The sequence below is a fragment of the Microbacterium sp. T32 genome, from assembly GCF_001619615.1.
Lineage (GTDB): Bacteria > Actinomycetota > Actinomycetes > Actinomycetales > Microbacteriaceae > Microbacterium.
In genome coordinates this window covers 155,431-173,934 of sequence record NZ_LQQP01000002.1, presented here as the reverse complement: position 1 = coordinate 173,934, position 18,504 = coordinate 155,431, and the positions used below count along the sequence as shown (strand labels likewise).

Sequence of the window (18,504 nt, the reverse complement as noted above, 5' to 3'; positions counted from 1 at the left end):
TCGTTCCCGCGCGTAGGGCGCCCGCGAGGGCGGTGCCCGGACCGGGCGCGGGTCGGCAACCCCGTAGGATGATCAGGATGCCGTCTGTCGTTCCGGGAGGATCCGTGAAAACGCGCCTGTTCGCGTCCCTGGCCGTTGGTGCCGCCGTCGTTCTGGGAACGACCGGCTGCAACCTCATCGCTCCCCAGGCGACCACGATCGAGTACTCCGCCTCCGACGGGGTCAACGTGCCCGAATCCGGCCCGCTGCAGGTGCGCAACGCCCTCATCGTGGCCGACGAGGAGGGCACGGCCGGCAACTTCGTCGCCGCGATCGTCAACGACACCAACCAGTCGCAGACCCTGCGCCTCGAGGTCGGCGAGGGCGGCAGCACGGTCCGCGCGTCGGTCAACGTCCCCGCCAGTTCGACCGTGAGCCTCGGCGACCTCGCCAACAAGGTGAAGCCCCTCGCCCTGGAAGGGTTCGAGGGCGCCCCGGGTTCCACCGTCCCGGTCTACTTCCAGTCCGGTGACGCCGAGGGCGCGCTGGTCCAGGTCCCCGTCCTCGACGGCGCGCTCGAGTACCTCGCGCCGCTCGCGCCGACACCCACGCCGACGACGACGCTGATCCCGGCGACGCCCGCGGCCACCCCGTCGCCGACGCCGTCCTCCTGATCTCCGCCCGCCCTGGCAACGCGAAGGCGCCGACGGTTCTCCGTCGGCGCCTTCGTCGTTCCCGCGGTCAGGCCTCGAAGCGGTAGCCCAGGCCGCGCACCGTCACGAGCATGGACGGTTCGCTCGGGCTCTGCTCGATGCGCGACCGGATGCGCTTGATGTGGACGTCGAGCGTCTTGGTGTCGCCGAAGTAGTCGGCCCCCCACACCCGGTCGATCAGCTGACCGCGCGTGAGCACGCGACCGGCGTTGCGCATCAGCACCTCGAGGAGCTCGAACTCCTTGAGGGGCATGTTGATCTCGGCGCCGTCCACCGACACGGTGTGGCGGTCGATGTCGAGGGTCACGCGGCCGCCGCTGAGGATCCGCTCGTCGATGTCGGACTCCTCGGGGCTCCGACGGCGCAGAACTGCGCGCATCCGGGCCAGGAGCTCGCGCGTCGAGTAGGGCTTCGTGACGTAGTCGTCGGCGCCCAGCTCGAGACCCACCACGATGTCGACCTCGGAATCCTTGGCGGTCAGCATGATGATCGGCACCTGCGACGTCAGCCGCAGCTGGCGGCACACCTCGGTGCCCGGCATCCCGGGGAGCATGAGGTCGAGCAGCAGGATGTCCGCTCCGCGCTCCCGGAACGCCGCCAGGGCGAGCGCGCCGTCCTCGGCGATCTCGACCTCGTACCCCTCCCGTCGCAGCAGGTAGGCGAGCGGGTCAGCGAGATCGGGCTCGTCCTCGACGATCAGAACGCGGGTCATGCGGTGTCTCCCTTCACGGGTGCGGGGCGGGTCGCGGTGCCGGACTTGCGGCTCTTGCGACGCGCCTTGGGGCGTACGAGGTCGAGGTCGGGTGCCTCGGACAGGGGCAGGCGGATGGTGAACGTCGAGCCGCGCTCGGGTCGCGACCAGAGGCGGACCTCGCCGCCGTGTCGCTGCACGGCGTGCTTGACGATCGAGAGGCCGAGACCCGTGCCGCCGGTGCGGCGCGAGCGGGCCTGATCGGCGCGATAGAAGCGCTCGAACACGCGGTGCTGATCGCTCTCCGGGATGCCGATTCCCCGGTCGGTCACGGCGATCTCGACGACGTCCTCGTCGAGCTTGATCCCCACCCCGACCTTCGATCCCTGTGGCGAGTAGGCGATCGCGTTGGCGATGAGGTTGCCGACGGCTTCGGTGAGGATCTGCGGTTCGCCCCGCACCCACAAGCCCTTCGTGCCGCCCCGCACGACGGTGACCTGGGCGGAGTCGGCCTGAATCGTGTGGGATTCGATCGCGGCGGTCACGACCTCGTCGATCGAGACGTCGCGCACGTCGCGGAGCTCGTCCGCGGCCTGGAGACGGGACAGGCTCAGGATGCGATTGGTGAGCGCGGACAGACGCTGGATCTCGGCCTGCAGACGGCCCGAGAAGTACCGCACCTGCGCCGGGTCGTCGGCGGCCGACTCGATCGCCTCGGCGAGGAGGCTCACCGCGCCGACCGGCGTCTTGAGTTCATGACTGGTGTTGGCGACGAAGTCCCGACGCATCTCCTCGACGCGCTCGCGCTCGGTGATGTCGCGGAGCACGAGCAGCACCAGGCGGGGCGACAGCGGGGCGGCGCGCACGGCGACCAGTCGCGGCTCCGCCGGGGCGGCTCCGCGCCGCAGGCGCAGCGTCTCGCTCACGGGGGCGCCGTTCTCCCGGGCCGCGCGGGCGACGCGGCGGAGATCCTCGTCGACGATGGCGGAGCCGGCATCCAGTCCGAAGACCTCGGCGGCCGGAGAGAGCGCCAGCACCGTGGCGGACGTGTCGCACACCACCGCCGGGTCATCGAGGGCGCCGAGCATGGACTCCACACCCTCGGGGAGCTCCGAGGAGCGCTGGGCGAGAGCCCGGTCCCGGGCGCGCCGCGCGACGACGATGAGGCTCACGACGGAGCTCCCGACGATGATTCCCACGAGGAGCGCGAGCAGCGAGAGCTGCGTGTGATCCATGGCTCCAGCGTAGAGCCGCCCTTCGGACGTCACCGGCCGTTCAGACGGGGCCGACCACACCCAACAGCTACTATTCACTGTCACAGCACCACTCGTTAACCTTCGCTGGGAAGAATCCCGGAGGGTCGCGGGACGTATGTGTGCCGTGCCGCCGACGAGGAAGGTATCGCGATGCGCGAAGTGTTCCACCAGTCCCTCGAGGACGTCCAGAGCCGACTGGTCGAGATCGCCGAACTGGTCGCGGTCGCCATCGACCGCGCGACGCGTGCCTTCGGGTCGAGCGACGTCTCCCTCGCGGAGGAGGTCATCGAGGCCGACGCGATCATCGACGAGAAGGCCATGGCCCTCGACGAGCTCGCGATCGAGATCCTCGCCCGCCAGCAGCCGGTCGCCCGCGACCTGCGCATCGTGGTCACGGCGCTCCGCGTGAGCGCGTCGCTCGAGCGCATGGGCGACATGGCCGAGCACATCGCCCAGCTCGCGCGCTCGCGCTTCCCCGAACGCGCGATCCCCAAGGGCCTCAAGAGCACGTTCACCCGCATGGGCGAGCTCGACGTCCAGGTCGCCCGGAGCCTCGCCGAGCTCCTCCGTACGCAGGACCTCAAGATCGCGGAAGAGATCCGTGACGTCGACGACGACATCGACGAGCTGCACGTCAGCGTCTTCGAGAAGGTCCTCGGTGACTCCTGGAAGGGCGAGGCCACGGCCACGGTCGACGCGACCCTCGCCAGCCGCTACCACGAGCGTTTCGCCGACCACGCGGTCTCCGTCGCGAAGAAGGTCGTCTACCTCGCCACCGGCGACTGGGCCGGCGCCGACGACGTGGCCCCGACCCCGGTGGTCTGACGCCGCGAACGTCGAAGGGGGTGGATGCCAGTGGCATCCACCCCCTTCTCGTTGCGGTGGGCGTTACTTCTTGTTGCCCTGCGCGGCGACGGCGGCGGCACCGGCCGCGGCGGCCTCGGGGTCGAGGTACTCGCCCGGGCCGAGCGGCTTCATGTCGTCGTCGAGCTGGTAGACGAGCGGGATGCCGGTGGGGATGTTCAGCTCGGCGATGTCGGCGTCGCTGATGCCCTCGAGGTGCTTGACGAGGCCGCGCAGCGAGTTGCCGTGCGCCGTCACGAGAACGGTCTTGCCGGCCTGCAGGTCGGGGACGATGTCGCTGTGCCAGTACGGCAGCATGCGGTCGATGACGATCTTCAGCGACTCGGTGTCGGGCACCTCGCCGTCGATGCCGACGTAGCGCGGGTCGCCGACCTGGCTGTACTGGTCGTCGGCGGGCAGCGGCGGCGGCGGAACGTCGAACGAGCGGCGCCACAGCATGAACTGCTCGTTGCCGAACTCCTCGAGCGTCTGCGCCTTGTCCTTGCCCTGGAGGGCGCCGTAGTGGCGCTCGTTCAGGCGCCACGAGCGCTGGACGGGGATCCACAGGCGGTCCGCCGCGTCGAGGGCGATGTTGGCCGTCTGGATCGCGCGGCTGAGGACCGAGGTGTGCAGGACGTCGGGCAGCACGCCCGACTCCTTCAGGAGCTCGCCGCCGCGCTGGGCCTCGGCCTTCCCCTGGTCGGTCAGCCGGACGTCGACCCAGCCGGTGAACTGGTTGGTCTTGTTCCACTCGCTCTGCCCGTGGCGGAGGAGGATCAGCGTGTGAGGCATGTCTCCATGCTAGCGACGCCGACGAGTCTCCTCCGGGCCGCGCCTGGCATCATGTCGGAGTGACTCCCTCCCCCGTCGGCCGCCCCACGCGCGGCACGACCGGAGTCAACCGCCTGCGACGAGTCGACCGCTGGATCGCGCGGCATCCGGTGCTCCGACGGGCCGCGGATCCGCTCGTCGTCGACCTCGGATTCGGGGCGAGCGCCGTGACCCCGCTCGAACTGCACGCACGGGTGACGAGGGTCCGGCCGGATGCCACGGTCCTCGGTCTCGAGATCGATCCCGACCGCGTCGCGCGGGCGCGCGCGCAGGCGGAGGGAGTCGAGGGCGTGAGCTTCGCGCGGGGCGGCTTCGAGGTGCCGACACCCGACGGCCGGCGCCCCGCGATCATCCGCGCGATGAACGTGCTGCGGCAGTACGACGAGGCGGACGTCGCGGACGCCTGGGCGCGCATGTGCGCACGGCTCGCGCCCGACGGCATCCTGGTCGAGGGGACGTGCGACGAGATCGGCCGCGTCGTGACGTGGGTGGAGGTGGGGGCGGATGCCGTCCCCCGGAGCCTCACCGTCTCGTTGCGGCTCGCCGAGCTCGACGACCCCGCGATCCTGGCCGAGCGCCTGCCGAAGGCTCTCATCCACCGGAACGTCCCCGGCGAGCGCGTGCACGACTACGTCGCGGCGCTGCAGCGCGAGTGGAACCGCGCCGCCTCCGTCGCCCCGTTCGGTCCCGTGCACCGCTGGCGCACGGCGATCGAGGCGCTGGCCGCGGATGGTTGGCCGGTGCGGGGACGGTCGCGCTGGAGACTGGGCGAGGTCGGCGTGGACTGGGACGCCGTCGCCCCGGCGTGAGTCAGACCCGCGGAAGCAGTGCTTGGGCCTCGGCGAACGGCATCCCGGTCGCCACGAGCAGATCGACCGTCAGCGGGCGCAGGGCCGCGACGAGGTTGAGCTCTCCGATGTTGCCGTCGGGCAGGATCTGAGCCGGATCGAGCCGCATCGCAAGGGCCGCGAGGGTGGCGCGGGCGGCCGGTTCGACCGAGACGTCGTCGAGCGCGTCGCGGACGAGGCCGGCACCGCGCTCGATCTCGCCGAGCAGGTCCGCCGGCACCGCGCGTGGCTGCCCGTCGGCGCACAGGTAGGCGGCACGGCGGGCGACGACACGGAGGTTGCGGGTGGCGAGGTCCATCGCCGCCCGCACGCGCGCATGGCGCTCGAGCTCGGTGCGTTGGCGGCGCAGGAACGGCGAGATGCGCGCGACCTCCTGTCCCGACTCGAGCGATCCGCTCCACGCATCGACGTAGGTCTGCAACGCTCGCGCACGCTCGAGCCCTCGCTCGGCACGGGCACGGTCGCCGCGCCGGAGCGCCCGCACGATCGTCGCGGTCGCGACGTCGAACGCGTCGAAGAGCTCATCGGCATCCCGGAGCTCGGTGCGCCGGAGCGTCCGCGGGATGAGCGCCGTGACGAGCAGGGCCGCCGCTCCCCCGACCGCGCCGTCGATGAGGCGGACGAACGGCGCGCCGGTCACCAGCACCAGCGCGATGAGCGACTGCACCACGGCCGACAGCGCGAACCCGGGCTGCGGCGAGAGGAAGCGCGCCACCACGAGAGTCACGAACATCGCCACCGCGATCTGCCACCACCCCGCGCCCGCGACCAGGAGCACGAGTTCCGCCAGGAGGATGCCGACGAGCATTCCCGCCACGGTCTCGGCCACGCGCCACGGACGGGCATCCCGCACCAGCCCGAGGCTCGACACCGTCACGGTCGCGGCGAGGAGCGGCACGGTATGTCCGAGCACGAAATGCGCGAACGCGAACGCCACGGTCGCGGCGACGACGATCTGCACGATCGCGGGAATCGACTCGCGGACCCGCCCCCACCGGCGCCGCAGGGTCGTGCGCACGCGCGAGTGCGGCACGACGACGCCGAGCGTCGTCGAGGACTCCTCGGCGGTCATTTCGCGGCGGTCATTCCGCGGCGCGGCGGCGCCCGAGGCGCGGCAACCGGGGAACGCCGGCGGTCGCGCCCGCGTCGGAGGGGACGACCGCCTCCACCGCCGCGGCGATGGGACCGTCCGCGGTGTCGACCACGTACGTCACGTCGGCCGGAGCCGTGCGCTTGACGAGGGCGAGGGCGATCGGGCCCTCCTCGAAGTGCACGGCGACCGAGGTCACGGCGCCGATGGCGTCGTCGCCGACGCGCACGACGTCACCGCGTGCGGGCAGCACACTGTCGCTGCCGTCGAGCTGCAGTGCGACCACGCGACGCGGCGGGTGGCCGAGGTTGTGCACCTTGGCGACCGTCTCCTGGCCGCGGTAGCAGCCCTTCGACAGGTGCACGGCGGTGCGGAGCCAGTCCATCTCGTGCGGCAGCAGGCGCTCGTCGGCGTCCGCGGCGACGCGCGGGCGCCAGGCCGCGACGCGCAGCGCCTCGACGGCCTCGCGCCCCGCGAGCATGACCTCGCCGGCCACGGCCGCGGCGACGATGCGGTCGAACTCGGTGGCATCCACGACCGCTTCGGCCCAGTCACGCTCGGCACCGGGGTGATCCTCGACGCGGGCGTAGGCCCAGCCGCCGGGAGAGACCTCGGGCCACGGGTCGACCCACACGACGGGGACACCCGCGGGGGCCAGCGCGCTCAGCCCCGCGACCGCGGCCCGGGTGCCGCCGACGACGAAGACCTCGTCGGACCGGTCGCGCACCTCGACGCGCAGACGGAAGCGCATGCGCCCGAGCCAGGCCGCGAGCGGCTCGGCGTCGGCGGCATCCACGATCAGCCAGGCGGTCTCACCGTCGTCGATCACCGACGCCGCGTGCTCGACGCGACCGTTCGGGTCGAGGATGAGCATCTCGGTCGACACGCCCGCGGGAAGATGCGTGAGCGCCTGCGACGACAGCGAGTCGAGCCAGCTCAGCCGGTCGGGACCGCCGACCGACAGCACGCGGCGATCGCCCAGGGGCGCCAGCGCGGAACCGGATGCCAGCCGACGCTGCTCCGCGAGGGGCGAGCCGACGTGGCGGAGACCCGCGTCGTCGACGACGGCCCCGGGAACCTCGGTGAGAGACGCCATCACTCGGCCCGTGCCAGTCGCGCCGAGGCGTGGGACGCGAGCTCGCGACCGAACGCCGCGATGTCCCACGCCCACAGCAGATGGTCGTCGACGAGTCCGTAGATGCGGGTAGCGGAGGCGTAGGGCTTGGCGCCCGCTGTGCGGACGACGGCGTCGCTCGCCAGGTCGATCCGCGGACCGCGGACCTGACCGAGGTACAGCTCGAGCACGCCGTTGGAGTGGGCCAGGCTCACCTCGAGCGGGAAGCCGCCCTCGGCGGTACGGAGCGTCTCGACGTCGTCGGCGGTGCGCGGCGGGGCGGCTTCGGTGGGCGGGAGCAGCGCGGGACCGGCATCCGCGTCGGTGGCCGGACGGGGAACGCGCCAGTACCCGGTCTCGGACACGAGCGGACGGCGGTCGTCGCCGTCGAGGAGCCAGGCCCGCGCCGAGTAGTTCAGGAAGTCGCCGCCGTCATGGCTGAAGCTCACGCTGTGCGCGAACTCGCCCGAGAACGTGCGGCCGTCGGCCTCGTAGTCGATGACGCCGGTGCCCTCCCACACGCCGATCAGCCACGAGAGCGGGACGAGGTCGGCGGGGAGGTCGGTCGGAATCTCGATCACGACGGCGCTCGTCAGCGCTGGCCGCGGTAGAGGTTCCAGATGACGGTGCCGGAGACGAAGGCGATCGCCAGCGAGGCGAGACCGAGAAGTCCCACGAAGAAGAGTTCGAGCGCGAGGAGGTCCATGGCCCAACTCTACCGGGGAACGATGGATGCCAGCCCGAACCCGGCCGTCACGACACCGAGCACCACGAGCGCCCCCAGCACACTCGCCGCGACCCGCTGGATGAACGCCTGCGAGCGGCCGTACCAGAGCTGCACGGCGAAGGCCGCGATGACGCAGCCGCCGAGCGCGACCGTGATCCACTGCGCGCGCCAGTCGGCCGGGATGAAGAGTCCGATCGCGAGCCCGGCCACGAGCGCGAGGACCCAGACCGCGACGATGCCGCCGTACGTGCGGCGCGGCGCGAGGTCGGGGGTCGACATGCCCTCCATCATCGCGCACACCGCCGCCATCGTGCGCACACGATGGCCGGGGCGCGTCGCGCCGGAGCGGTCCCGCCGAGGGCGTGACGGCACGACGGAGCGGCACCCCCCTAAGATGGGCGGGTGCGGCAGGCCCGCACTGGGAGGTCCGTTTGGCTCAGCTGCTCGTTCTCAGCTCCGCCCCCGGCGGTAGCGCGGTGCTGCCTGCGCTCGAATTGCTGAGCCACCGCGTCCGGCAGATTCCCGCCGAACCGGCGCAGCTGGTCAATGCCCCGAGTGCGGATGTCGTCTTCGTCGACGCGCGCGTCGACCTCGTCGGCGCGAAGTCGCTGTGCAAGATCCTCACGACCACCGGCATGGAAGCGCCGCTCGTCCTGGTGGTCACCGAGGGCGGTCTCACCGCGGTCTCGACCGACTGGGGAGTCGACGACGTCGTCCTCGTCGGCGCGGGCCCCGCCGAGATCGACGCCCGCATCCGCCTCGCGGTGGGGCGCCGCAGCGCCGAGCAGGTGTCGTCGCGCATCTCGACCTCGGGCATCACGATCGACGAGTCCTCGTACTCTGCGAAGGTGCACGGGAAGCCGCTCGACCTGACCTACAAGGAGTTCCAGCTCCTCCACTTCTTCGCCACCCACCCGTCGCGCGTCTTCACGCGCGAGCAGCTGCTCAGCGAGGTGTGGGGATACGACTACTTCGGCGGTACGCGCACGGTCGACGTGCACGTGCGACGCCTCCGCGCGAAGCTCGGCGACCTCGAGCAGCTCATCGGCACGGTGCGCAACGTCGGCTACCGCTTCAACGTGTACGAGGACGATCAGCCGCCCGTCCCGGCGACGCCCGCCTGAGCCCCGCCACGCAACCGTTCACGCGTACGTCATCGACCCCTGCAATGATGAGGGAATGATCGAACACGACGTGCTGGACGCGGGCCTGGGCGACGCGGATGACGACGACTTCGATGAAGCGATCGAGGCCGCCGACGAGCAGTTGCCCGACAATCGCTACCTCGATCGTGAGATCAGTTGGCTGGCGTTCAATCAGCGCGTGCTGGAACTCGCCGAGGACCCCACGGTGCCGATTCTCGAACGGGCCAACTTCCTCGCGATCTTCGCCAGCAACCTCGACGAATTCTTCATGGTGCGGGTCGCGGGCCTGAAGCGTCGCATCATGACGGGTCTCGCGGTCCCCACGAACGTCGGCCGCGCCCCGCAGGACGTCCTGGCGGACATCTCTGCCGAAGCCCACCGTCTCCAGCTCCGGCATGCCGCCGTCTGGACCGACCAGGTGCGCCCCGCCCTCGCCGAGGCGGGTATCGAGGTCGTCTCGTGGGATTCGCTCGACGAGGACTCCGCCTCGCGGCTGACCGAGTACTTCCAGCGCAACGTCTTCCCCGTGCTGATGCCGCTCGCCGTCGACCCGGCCCACCCGTTCCCCTACATCTCCGGCCTGTCGCTCAACCTCGCGATCCGCATCCGCAACGCGCGGACCGGGCGCCAGGAATTCGCGCGTCTGAAGGTGCCCCCGATGCTGCCGCGATTCGTCGAGGTGCCCGGCGACGGCCCCGGTGTGCGCTACCTCCCCCTCGAAGAACTGATCTCCAACCACCTCGGCGACCTGTTCCCGGGAATGGAGGTGCTCGACCACCACGCCTTCCGCCTCACCCGCAACGAGGACATGACGATCGAGGAGGACGAGACCGAGAACCTCATCCAGGCGCTCGAGGCCGAACTGCTGCGGCGCCGATTCGGACCGCCCATCCGCCTCGAGATCACCGAGGACATGGATGACGTGACCCGGGCTCTGCTGCTGAGCGAACTCGACATCACCGAGCAGGAGGTCTACCGGCTGCCCGGCGCCCTCGACCTGCGCGGACTGTTCGACCTGTCGCGCATCGACCGCCCCGACCTGCACTACCCGCCGCACGTTCCGAAGACGGCGCTGGCCTTCCAGCCGCCGGAGCAGAACGGTCGCGCCGACATCTTCGGCGCGATCCGCAAGGGCGACGTCCTCGTGCACCATCCGTACGAGTCGTTCGCGACCAGCGTCCAGGCCTTCCTCGAGCAGGCCGCGAAGGACCCCCACGTCCTCGCGATCAAGCAGACGCTCTACCGCACGTCGGGTGACAGCCCGATCGTGCAGGCGCTGATCGATGCCGCCGAGGCCGGCAAGCAGGTGCTTGCGCTCGTCGAGGTGAAGGCCCGCTTCGACGAGGCGAACAACATCGTGTGGGCGCGGAAGCTCGAGAAGGCCGGTGTGCACGTCGTGTACGGCCTCGTCGGACTCAAGACGCACTGCAAGCTCGCGCTCGTGATCCGCGAGGAGGAGGGGCACCTCCGCCACTACAGCCACGTCGGCACGGGCAACTACAACCCCAAGACCAGCCGCATCTACGAGGACTTCGGTCTCTTCACCGTCGACGACCAGGTCGGCCGCGACCTCACGCGCCTGTTCAACGAGCTGAGCGGCTACGCGATCGAGAAGAAGTTCAAGCGTCTCCTCGTCGCTCCCCTTCACCTGCGGAAGGGCCTGATCCGCCACATCGAACGCGAGCGGGCCAACGCGCTCGCGGGCAAGCCTTCGGGTGTGCGCATCAAGGTCAACTCGATGGTCGACGAACAGATCATCGACGCGCTTTACCGCGCAAGCCAGGCCGGCGTGCCCGTCGAGGTCTGGGTACGCGGGATCTGCTCGCTCAAGCCCGGCGTCGAGGGCATGAGCGAGAACATCCGGGTCCGGTCGATCCTCGGCCGCTACCTCGAGCACTCGCGCATCTTCACGTTCGTCAACGACGGCGACCCGCAGATCTTCATCGGCAGCGCCGACATGATGCATCGCAACCTGGACCGTCGTGTCGAAGCGCTCGTCCGCGTGGTCGACCCGAAGCAGATCCAGGAGCTTTCCGACCTGTTCGACCTCGCGATGGACGGCGGCACGAGCTCGTGGCACCTCGGTCCCGAGGGCGAGTGGGTCCGGCACAGCGTGGATGCCGAGGGCGCCCCGCTGATCGACCTGCAGGAGCACACGATGGCGCAGGTGCAGCGCAAGCGCCGATCGCGGGCGGTCCGGTGACGGAAACGGCCGTCTACGCCGCCGGCGGCGTGGTCTGGCGCATGGTCGACGGCAAGTACAAGGTGCTCCTGATCCATCGCACCAAGTACCGCGACGTCACGCTGCCCAAGGGCAAGGTCGATCCCGGTGAGACCCTCGCCGAGACCGCCGTGCGGGAGATCCGCGAGGAGACCGGCATCCGGGTCTCCCTGGGTGTCCCCGTGGGCGTTTCCCGGTATCGGATGCCGAACTCGCGCACGAAGATCGTCCACTACTGGGCCGCCGAGGCGACGGACGCGGCCCTGCGGATCTCGACGTTCGTGCCGAACAAGGAGATCGCGGCGATCGAATGGGTCGGGCTGAAAAAGGCGCGCAAGCACCTCAGCTACCCGGTCGACATCGAGATCCTCGACGAGTTCGTGCGTCTGGTCGACGAGCACGCGCTCCCGACCTTCCCGATCATCGCGCTCCGCCATGCGAAGGCCCGCGCCCGAGACGAGTGGGACGGTACGGACACGGCCCGCCCGCTGACACCGCGCGGCCGGAAGCAGGCGAACGCCATCGTGGGACCGCTGCTGGCCTTCGGGGTTCGCCGGATCGTGTCGAGCCCCGCGGAACGCTGCGTGCGTACCGTCGTCCCGCTGTCGGCGGCGCTCGCTCAGCGCGTCCAGCTCACCGAAGCGATCAGCCAGGACGCGTGGGAAGAGGGACGCGGCGACGCGCGGACGGTCGTCGGTGAGCGCGTGCGCGCCCGCAAGCCGGTCGTGGTCGTGAGCCACGGCCCCGTGCTGCCCGACATCATGCACGAGCTGGCCCTCGCCACCGGAACCATGCGCGGTTCGTACCTCGGCAGCTCGTCGGCGCTCGAGCCCGCGGCGTTCTCCGTCGCGCACATCCCGGTGGCGCACCCCGGGTCGGGCATCGTCGCGATCGAAACGCACGAGCCGCAGGTGTGACGCTCCCGTCCGACGTCCGCCTCGCCTGGCGGCGGGTGCCGGCGGGTCTCGCGCGCCGCACGGTGTCGCGGGCGCTGCTCGCCGAGCTGCTCCCCGGCGCGGAGTTCGTCTCGCGCTGCCCGGCCTGCGGCGGCGACCACGGCCGCATCCGCGTGGTCGGGATGGATGCCTCGGCCTCGGTGTCCTATGCCGCGGGGTGGGCGTTCGCGCTGGCGGTGCCCGGGCGGATGCGCGTCGGACTGGATGCCGTCCCGGCCGACACCGACGGTCTGGACCGCGTGCTGTCGGGAGGCGATGCGCGCGCGTGGGCCCGGGTCGAGGCCGTCCTCAAGGCCGACGGCCGCGGGCTGGCGGTCGATCCGGCGCGAGTGCACGTGACGGATCCGTTCGCGCCCGGGTCCGACTGGAGCGCGCGGATCGACGACGGCACTCCGGTTGCGGGCTGGGACGTCGCCGGTCCGCCCGGCACCGTCGTGGCGGTGGCCGCGGACCCCGCGCCCCCTCTCTGACCCGCACAAACTCAGCGATCCGCACAGCCTCAGCCACCCGGCATCCCTCCCGACTCACCGAACGCGAATCGCTGACCCTGCGCCGTGGCGCCGCGCTCCGCGCACAACCTCGGCGATCCGCACAACCTCAGCCACCCGGCATCCCTCCCGACTCACCGAACGCGAATCACTGACCCTGCGCAGGAGCACCGTGCGCAGCGCGCAACCTCAGCGATCCGCACAAACTCAGCGATCCGCACGACCTCAGCCACCCGGCATCCCTCCCGACTCACCGAAGGCGAATCGCCGATGTACTGCGGCGGCGGGCTCAGGGCAGTGCGGGCAGCTCGTGCCGGTCGATCCACGCCGACAACAGCTCGGCGGCATCCGTGCCCCCGGCCGCGAGGACCGCCGCACGGAAGTCGCCGGTGGATGCCAGGGAGTGGCGGTTCTCGGCCGTCCAGCGACGGAGCAGGTCGAAGAACGCCGCGTCGCCGACGACGCGCCGCAGCGCGTGGAGCGCGAGCGCGCCGCGCTTGTAGACCCGGTCGTCGAACATGTCGTCGGGCCCGGGGTCGGTGAGGAGGAGGTCCTGCGGCTTCGCGGCGAGCCGCGCGTAGTGGCCGCGCGCGCAGTCGTCGGCGGAGCGGCCGCCCGAGGCCTCGGACCACAGCCACTCCGCGTAGCAGGCGAAGCCCTCGTTGAGCCAGATGTCGCTCCAGTGCGCGATGCCGACGCTGTTGCCGAACCACTGGTGCGCGAGCTCGTGCGCGATGAGTCGCTGGGCCGCGGGGACGAGGTGGTTCATGCCGAACACGGCGAGCCCCTGCGCCTCCAACGGGATCTCGAGCTCGTCGGCCGTGACCACGAGGGAGCAGACCTCCTGCGGGTAGGGCCCGAAGAGGCCGTCGAAGACCCGGAGCATCTCGGGGACGGCGGCGAAGGCGCGATCCGCCGCGGCGGCGAGCGCCGGCGGCGCGGTGACGGTCACGGCCGGAACCACCCCGGCGCCGGAACCGGCGAGCGTCCGCGTGCGGTACGGCCCGACGTGCACGGCCGCGAGGTAGGTGGCGGTCGGGACCGAGGACGTGAAGGTCGTCGTCACGCGCCCGCCGCGGCGGCTCTCGGGGCCGGGCACGCCGGTGGCCGCGACCGCGTAGCCGTCGTCGACGGTGATCCGCATCGTCATCCGCGCGCGATCGTCGGGGCGGTCGTTGCACGGGAACCAGGTCGGCGCCCCGATCGGCTGACCGGCGACGAGAGCGCCGTCGGTGAGCTCCTCCCACCCGACCGCGCCCCACCGCGACCGGCGGGGGGCGGGAGCTCCGGCGTAGGCCACCTCGACCTCGAACGCCTCTCCGGCCGTGATCGGTCGCGGCGCGGCGACGCGCAGCTTGCCCGCTGCGGCGGAGAACCGCGCCGGCGCCCCGCCGATGCGGGCGCGCGTGGCACGGAGCCCCACGAGATCGAGGACCACCGTCGTCAGCTCGGTGTGGGCGACCGCGGAGATGACCGCCGTCCCCTCGAGCCGGTTCGTGCGCACGCGGTAGCCGAGTGTCAGGTCGTACGCCTCGACGCGGTAACCGCCGTCACCGCTCTGCGGGGCGTACGGGTCGGGCCCGCTCACGTGGTCGACTGGTAGGCGCGGACCTTCACGGCGCGCCAGGGTCCGATGGGGTTGCCGCTCCACCGCGAGCCGACCGGGACGGTCTCGCCCCGCATGACCAGCGACGCGGGACCGACGGTCGCGTGCGCCCCGAGGATCGATGCGGGGAGCACCACGCTGTGCGGCCCGAGGGTCGCACCCGTTTCCAGCTCGACGGTGTCCATACTCATGATTCGATCATGGAAGAGGTGGGTCTGGACGACGCACCCGCGGTTGACCGTCGATGCGTCGCCGAGAGTGACCAGATCAGGCTCCGGCAGCCAGTAGCTCTCGCACCACACGCCGCGGCCGATCCGGGCGCCGAGGCTCCGCAACCACATCGCGAGCGCGGGCGTTCCGGCGGCGGAGCGCGCGAACCACGGCGCCGCGACCATCTCGGTGAACGTGTCCGACACCTCGGTGCGCCACACGAAGCTCGACCATAGCGGCTGCTCCCCCGCGCGGATGACGCCGACGATCGCCCACTTCGCGAGGGTCGAGACGGCCGCGGCGATCGCGCCCGCCGCGAGCAGCACGAGGCCCGACAGCAGCAGCGTCCACACCGGGCCGATGGCATCCCAGAGTCCCGCGAGGGTGAAGATCACCCCGAGTCCGATCGCGCACGTCACGACGACCGGCACGAAGCGGCACAGCTCCCACAGCGTGCGCGCGAGGCGCAGGGCCGGGGTGGGGCGGTACGTGCGCGATTCGTCACCCTCGGCCGACAGACGTCGCAGACGCACCGCGGGCGAGCCGAGCCACGACGACCCGGGCTTCGCCTTGAGCGGCGCGGCGGACAGCACCGCGACCAGGCCGTCGCGCGGCACGCGGTGTCCGGGAGCGGCCATGCCGGAGTTCCCGAGGAACGCCCGCTTGCCGATCCGCACCGACCCGACGCGCAGCCAGCCCGCACGCAGCTCGTACGACGCGACCATCGTGTCGTCGGCGAGGAACGCCCCGTCCTCGATCCGCGTCATCGTCGGCAGGAGCAGGACCGTGGATGCCTCGACGTCATGGCCGACGTGAGCGCCCAGCATCCGCAGCCAGACGGGGGTGAACAGGCTCGAGTACAGGGGGAAGAGGATCGTGCGCGCGGAGTCGAGCAGCCGCTCGATCGTCCACGCCTGCCAGGCCACGCGGCTCCGAACCGGGAAGGTTCCCTCGACGAGCCCGACCGAGAACGCGCGGACGAGCAGGACGACGGATGCCGCGAACACCAGGCCCGTGGCCGCGACGCCGGGCACGAGCCAGGCGAACGCCGCCCCGGTCGCCGCCGCGAGCGAGTCCGCGCCGCTGATGCCACGGGCGACGACGAGCCCACCGACGGCGAACGACAGCAGCGGCAGCAGCGCCAGGAGCACCGCGGAGGCGGCATAGGCCCACAGCCAGCGCGTCGGCGCGGCCGGACGCTCCGCCGGCCAGCCTTTCGCGGTGCCCCCGACCCGGACCGCGGGAGACCCCGCCCAGGACTGGTCGGCCTTGACGCGGCCGAACACGGCCGAGCCGGGCGCGATCTCGGCGCGCCGGCCGATGCGCGTGCCCGGGGCGAGGGTCGAGCGCGCGCCGACCGTGGCCTCCGCGCCGATCCGCACTTCGCCGATGCGCACGAGGTCGCCGTCGATCCAGTAGCCCGTGAGATCGACCTCGGGTTCGATCGAGGCGCCGTCGCCGATGACGAGCATGCCGGTGACCGGGGGCAGGGCGTGCAGGTCGACGTTGCGGCCGATGCGCGCGCCGAGCGCGCGGGCGTAGTACGACACCCACGGGGCGCCGGCGAGGCCCACCGCGTCGACTTGGGCGGCGATCTGCTCGGCCAGCCACAGGCGCACGTGCACCGAGCCACCGCGCGGGTAGTCGCCCGGGCGGAGCCCCACGAGGAGCAGCCGCGCGGACACGACGGCGATCGCCATGCGGCCGAACGGTGTCGCGAAGACGAGCAGCCCGATGAGCAGCACCGGCCACGGAACGTCGGGCAGCACCTCGAAGCCCGGGACGAGCTGGAGGATCGCGGATGCCGTGAGCAGATACAGCAGCCAGCGCACGCCCGAGAGGATGAAGAGCGGGGCACCGAGGAGCGTCTGGACCCACTGCGTCGCCCGCGGGGTGGGCGTCGGCTTGTGGAAGGCCGCGGGAGTCTCGTCGCCGAGTTGCGGGCCGAGGGCCTTCGCCATCGCCCCGAGGCGCGGCACGTCGTAGATGTCGGCGACCGAGAACTCGGGAACGCGCGCACGGATACGCGAGACCAGTTGCGCCGCCGCGAGCGAGCCGCCGCCGAGGTCGAAGAAGTCGGCCTTGCGGTCGGTGACCGGGAGTCCGAGCACGGCCTGCCACTGCTCGGCGAGCCAGGCTTCGTCGGCGGAGAAGTCGGTCGCGGCGGGGGCGTCGACGCCGGGCAGCGGCCACGGCAGCGCGGCCCGGTCGACCTTGCCCGAGGTGCGGACGGGGAGTTCGTCGACGACGCCGAGCAGCGGGATCGTGGCGGCCGGCAGCCGCTCGGCGAGCGCCGCGCGTGCGGCGGAGCGATCCAGCTCGGCGCCGTCCTCCATGACGAGGTATCCCACGAGCACGGGCACGCCCGCCTCGGTCGTGCGCACCGCGACGGTCGCCGCATGCACCTGCGCGAGATCCTGCAGCGCGGACTCGACCTCGCCGAGCTCGATGCGTCGTCCGCCGACCTTCACCTGGTCGTCGGCGCGACCCTGGAAGACGAGCCCCTCCGGCTCGAAGCGCACGAGGTCGCCGGAGCGGTACGCCCGCTCCCACCCGAGGGTCGGCATGGGCGCGTACTTCTCGGCATCCTTCGCGGGATCCAGGTACCGGGCGAGGCCCACTCCCCCGATGATCAGTTCACCGACGTCACCCTCGGCCACCGGCTGCCCCTCGGCGTCGACCACGGCCAACGCCCAGCCGTCGAGCGGCAGGCCGATGCGGATGGGGAGGGTCCCGTCGAGAGGGGCGGCGCACGCGACGACCGTCGCCTCGGTGGGTCCGTAGGTGTTCCAGACCTCGCGGCCGTCGGCGACGAGCCGCGCGGCGAGCTCGGGCGGGCACGCCTCTCCGCCGAAGATCAGCAGGCGCACGTTCTCGATGGAGTCGGCCGGCCACATCGCGGCGAGGGTCGGCACGGTCGAGACGACCGAGATGCTCTGCCGAAGAAGCCAGGGGGCGAGATCCTCACCCGACCGCACGAGCGAGCGCGGAGCGGGCACGAGGCACGCGCCGTGTCCCCACGCGAGCCACATCTCTTCGCACGAGGCGTCGAACGCCACCGAGAGCCCCGCGAGCACACGATCACCGGGGCCGAGCGGATCGCCCTGCAGGAACAGGCGCCGCTCCGCCTCGACGAACGCCGCCGCGGAGCGGTGCGTCACGGCCACACCCTTGGGCACGCCGGTCGAGCCGGAGGTGAAGATGATCCACGCGTCGTCGTCGACGGTCGGCGGTGCCACGATGGGCACCGCGCTCGTGCTCGGGTGCGGCGCCTCCCCGTCGTAGAGGCGCACGAGGTCGTCGTCGCCCCCGACGAACTCGCCGTCGCCCGCGATGATGCCCTTCACCCCGGCCTCGCCGAACACCAGGCGGGCGCGCTCGTCGGGGTCGTCGGCATCCACCGGCACGTAGGCGGCCCCGGCCGCCATCACCGCGAGGATCGAGACGTACAGCTCCTTCGAGCCGGACGGCATGCGCACCCCGACCCGGTCGCCGCGGCGCACCCCCGCCGCGTGCAGGGCCGCCGCGGTTCGCCAGACGCGCGCGAGCAGCTCGCGGTAGCTGAGCGCACCCGACCCGTCGTCGATCGCGGAGGCCTCCGGATGCCGGGACGCCACGTCGGCGAGGATGTCGATGAGCGTGCGCGCCGGTGGGGCGAAGCTCGTGCGGTCGAGCAGCTCTTGGCCGGAAATCGCGGGGGTCGTCACGGGGATGAAGCGTACACAGGCCAGGAAAACACCCCGGATCGGCCCCGGAACGGCGGCACCGGTTCACCTTCCGTTCACC

The 18,504-nt window shown here is 71.8% G+C and carries 16 protein-coding genes; 7 read left to right on the top strand and 9 right to left on the bottom strand.

Annotated features, from left to right (window positions below; all coding sequences use genetic code 11):
- The first annotated feature begins 104 nt into the window (after nt 1–104).
- Nucleotides 105–653 (top strand): hypothetical protein, encoded by a 549-nt coding sequence (locus AVW09_RS01635; RefSeq protein WP_063256349.1) that lies wholly within the window; start codon nt 105–107, stop codon nt 651–653.
- Nucleotides 654–720: 67 nt separating this feature from the next.
- Here AVW09_RS01635 and AVW09_RS01630 read toward each other — a convergent pair whose 3' ends face one another.
- Both AVW09_RS01630 and AVW09_RS01625 read right to left on the bottom strand, forming a co-directional pair.
- On the bottom strand, nt 721–1,404 hold the full coding sequence (locus AVW09_RS01630; RefSeq protein WP_063256348.1) for a response regulator transcription factor: 684 nt from the start codon (nt 1,402–1,404) through the stop codon (nt 721–723).
- On the bottom strand, nt 1,401–2,618 hold the full coding sequence (locus tag AVW09_RS01625; RefSeq protein ID WP_063256347.1) for a sensor histidine kinase: 1,218 nt from the start codon (nt 2,616–2,618) through the stop codon (nt 1,401–1,403). Before AVW09_RS01625 ends, AVW09_RS01630 begins: the two co-directional genes overlap by 4 nt.
- 171 nt (nt 2,619–2,789) lie before the next feature.
- Between AVW09_RS01625 and phoU the strand changes: the two genes are divergently transcribed.
- Nucleotides 2,790–3,464: a phosphate signaling complex protein PhoU gene (gene phoU / locus AVW09_RS01620; protein WP_063256346.1), complete on the top strand. Its 675-nt coding sequence runs from the start codon at nt 2,790–2,792 to the stop codon at nt 3,462–3,464.
- Between the two features lie 63 nt (nt 3,465–3,527).
- On the opposite strand, the gene AVW09_RS01615 is transcribed toward phoU, so the two are convergent.
- Nucleotides 3,528–4,274, bottom strand: coding sequence for a phosphoglyceromutase (locus tag AVW09_RS01615; protein WP_063256345.1), 747 nt, complete (start codon nt 4,272–4,274; stop codon nt 3,528–3,530).
- Between the two features lie 59 nt (nt 4,275–4,333).
- Here AVW09_RS01615 and AVW09_RS01610 point away from each other — a divergent pair, with 59 nt between their 5' ends.
- Nucleotides 4,334–5,122: a class I SAM-dependent methyltransferase gene (locus AVW09_RS01610; protein ID WP_063256344.1), complete on the top strand. Its 789-nt coding sequence runs from the start codon at nt 4,334–4,336 to the stop codon at nt 5,120–5,122.
- A 1-nt stretch (nt 5,123) separates the two neighbouring features.
- On the opposite strand, the gene AVW09_RS01605 is transcribed toward AVW09_RS01610, so the two are convergent.
- The 4 genes from AVW09_RS01605 to AVW09_RS01590 all read right to left on the bottom strand — a co-directional run bounded on the left by AVW09_RS01605 (nt 5,124) and on the right by AVW09_RS01590 (nt 8,371).
- Nucleotides 5,124–6,233 carry an FUSC family protein gene (locus AVW09_RS01605; RefSeq protein WP_197462532.1) on the bottom strand — a complete coding sequence of 370 codons (1,110 nt, stop codon included), beginning with the start codon at nt 6,231–6,233 and terminating at the stop codon, nt 5,124–5,126.
- A gap of 10 nt (nt 6,234–6,243) precedes the next feature.
- Nucleotides 6,244–7,347 (bottom strand): CAF17-like 4Fe-4S cluster assembly/insertion protein YgfZ, encoded by a 1,104-nt coding sequence (gene ygfZ / locus AVW09_RS01600; protein ID WP_063256343.1) that lies wholly within the window; start codon nt 7,345–7,347, stop codon nt 6,244–6,246.
- The gene (locus AVW09_RS01595; RefSeq protein WP_063256342.1) at nt 7,347–7,946 is read right to left on the bottom strand and encodes an FABP family protein; all 600 of its coding nucleotides are present in this window, start codon (nt 7,944–7,946) and stop codon (nt 7,347–7,349) included. The genes ygfZ and AVW09_RS01595 overlap by 1 nt, the downstream gene beginning before the upstream one ends.
- A gap of 134 nt (nt 7,947–8,080) precedes the next feature.
- A complete protein-coding gene (locus tag AVW09_RS01590) occupies nt 8,081–8,371 on the bottom strand; it encodes a hypothetical protein (RefSeq protein ID WP_063256403.1) in 291 nt (96 codons plus the stop codon).
- 152 nt (nt 8,372–8,523) lie between these two features.
- On the opposite strand from AVW09_RS01590, the gene AVW09_RS01585 reads away from it, so the two are divergent.
- The 4 genes from AVW09_RS01585 to AVW09_RS01570 are packed head-to-tail and all read left to right on the top strand — an operon-like array spanning nt 8,524 to nt 12,884.
- Entirely contained in the window at nt 8,524–9,216 is a 693-nt protein-coding gene (locus AVW09_RS01585; RefSeq protein WP_063256341.1) for a response regulator transcription factor, read from the top strand.
- 55 nt (nt 9,217–9,271) lie between these two features.
- Complete coding sequence (locus AVW09_RS01580; protein ID WP_063256340.1) at nt 9,272–11,440, top strand: RNA degradosome polyphosphate kinase; 2,169 nt, start codon at nt 9,272–9,274, stop codon at nt 11,438–11,440.
- Nucleotides 11,437–12,375 (top strand): NUDIX hydrolase, encoded by a 939-nt coding sequence (locus AVW09_RS01575; protein ID WP_063256339.1) that lies wholly within the window; start codon nt 11,437–11,439, stop codon nt 12,373–12,375. Before AVW09_RS01580 ends, AVW09_RS01575 begins: the two co-directional genes overlap by 4 nt.
- Nucleotides 12,372–12,884, top strand: a complete 513-nt coding sequence (locus tag AVW09_RS01570) for a hypothetical protein (RefSeq protein WP_063256338.1) — start codon at nt 12,372–12,374, stop codon at nt 12,882–12,884. The genes AVW09_RS01575 and AVW09_RS01570 overlap by 4 nt, the downstream gene beginning before the upstream one ends.
- 307 nt (nt 12,885–13,191) lie before the next feature.
- On the opposite strand, the gene AVW09_RS01565 is transcribed toward AVW09_RS01570, so the two are convergent.
- Nucleotides 13,192–14,490, bottom strand: a complete 1,299-nt coding sequence (locus AVW09_RS01565) for a M1 family metallopeptidase (protein ID WP_063256337.1) — start codon at nt 14,488–14,490, stop codon at nt 13,192–13,194.
- On the bottom strand, nt 14,487–18,425 hold the full coding sequence (locus tag AVW09_RS01560; RefSeq protein ID WP_231901731.1) for a Pls/PosA family non-ribosomal peptide synthetase: 3,939 nt from the start codon (nt 18,423–18,425) through the stop codon (nt 14,487–14,489). The genes AVW09_RS01565 and AVW09_RS01560 overlap by 4 nt, the downstream gene beginning before the upstream one ends.
- Nucleotides 18,426–18,504 lie beyond the last annotated feature (79 nt).

Excerpts from the sequence above, each read along its gene's own strand:
- AVW09_RS01625 (WP_063256347.1), bottom strand. The coding sequence starts at position 2,618 with ATGGATCACACGCAGCTCTCGCTGCTCGCGCTCCTCGTGGGAATCATC.
- AVW09_RS01580 (WP_063256340.1), top strand. The coding sequence starts at position 9,272 with ATGATCGAACACGACGTGCTGGACGCGGGCCTGGGCGACGCGGATGAC.
- phoU (WP_063256346.1), top strand. The coding sequence starts at position 2,790 with ATGCGCGAAGTGTTCCACCAGTCCCTCGAGGACGTCCAGAGCCGACTG.
- AVW09_RS01615 (WP_063256345.1), bottom strand. The coding sequence starts at position 4,274 with ATGCCTCACACGCTGATCCTCCTCCGCCACGGGCAGAGCGAGTGGAAC.
- AVW09_RS01590 (WP_063256403.1), bottom strand. The coding sequence starts at position 8,371 with ATGTCGACCCCCGACCTCGCGCCGCGCCGCACGTACGGCGGCATCGTC.
- AVW09_RS01630 (WP_063256348.1), bottom strand. The coding sequence starts at position 1,404 with ATGACCCGCGTTCTGATCGTCGAGGACGAGCCCGATCTCGCTGACCCG.
- AVW09_RS01605 (WP_197462532.1), bottom strand. The coding sequence starts at position 6,233 with ATGACCGCCGAGGAGTCCTCGACGACGCTCGGCGTCGTCGTGCCGCAC.
- ygfZ (WP_063256343.1), bottom strand. The coding sequence starts at position 7,347 with ATGGCGTCTCTCACCGAGGTTCCCGGGGCCGTCGTCGACGACGCGGGT.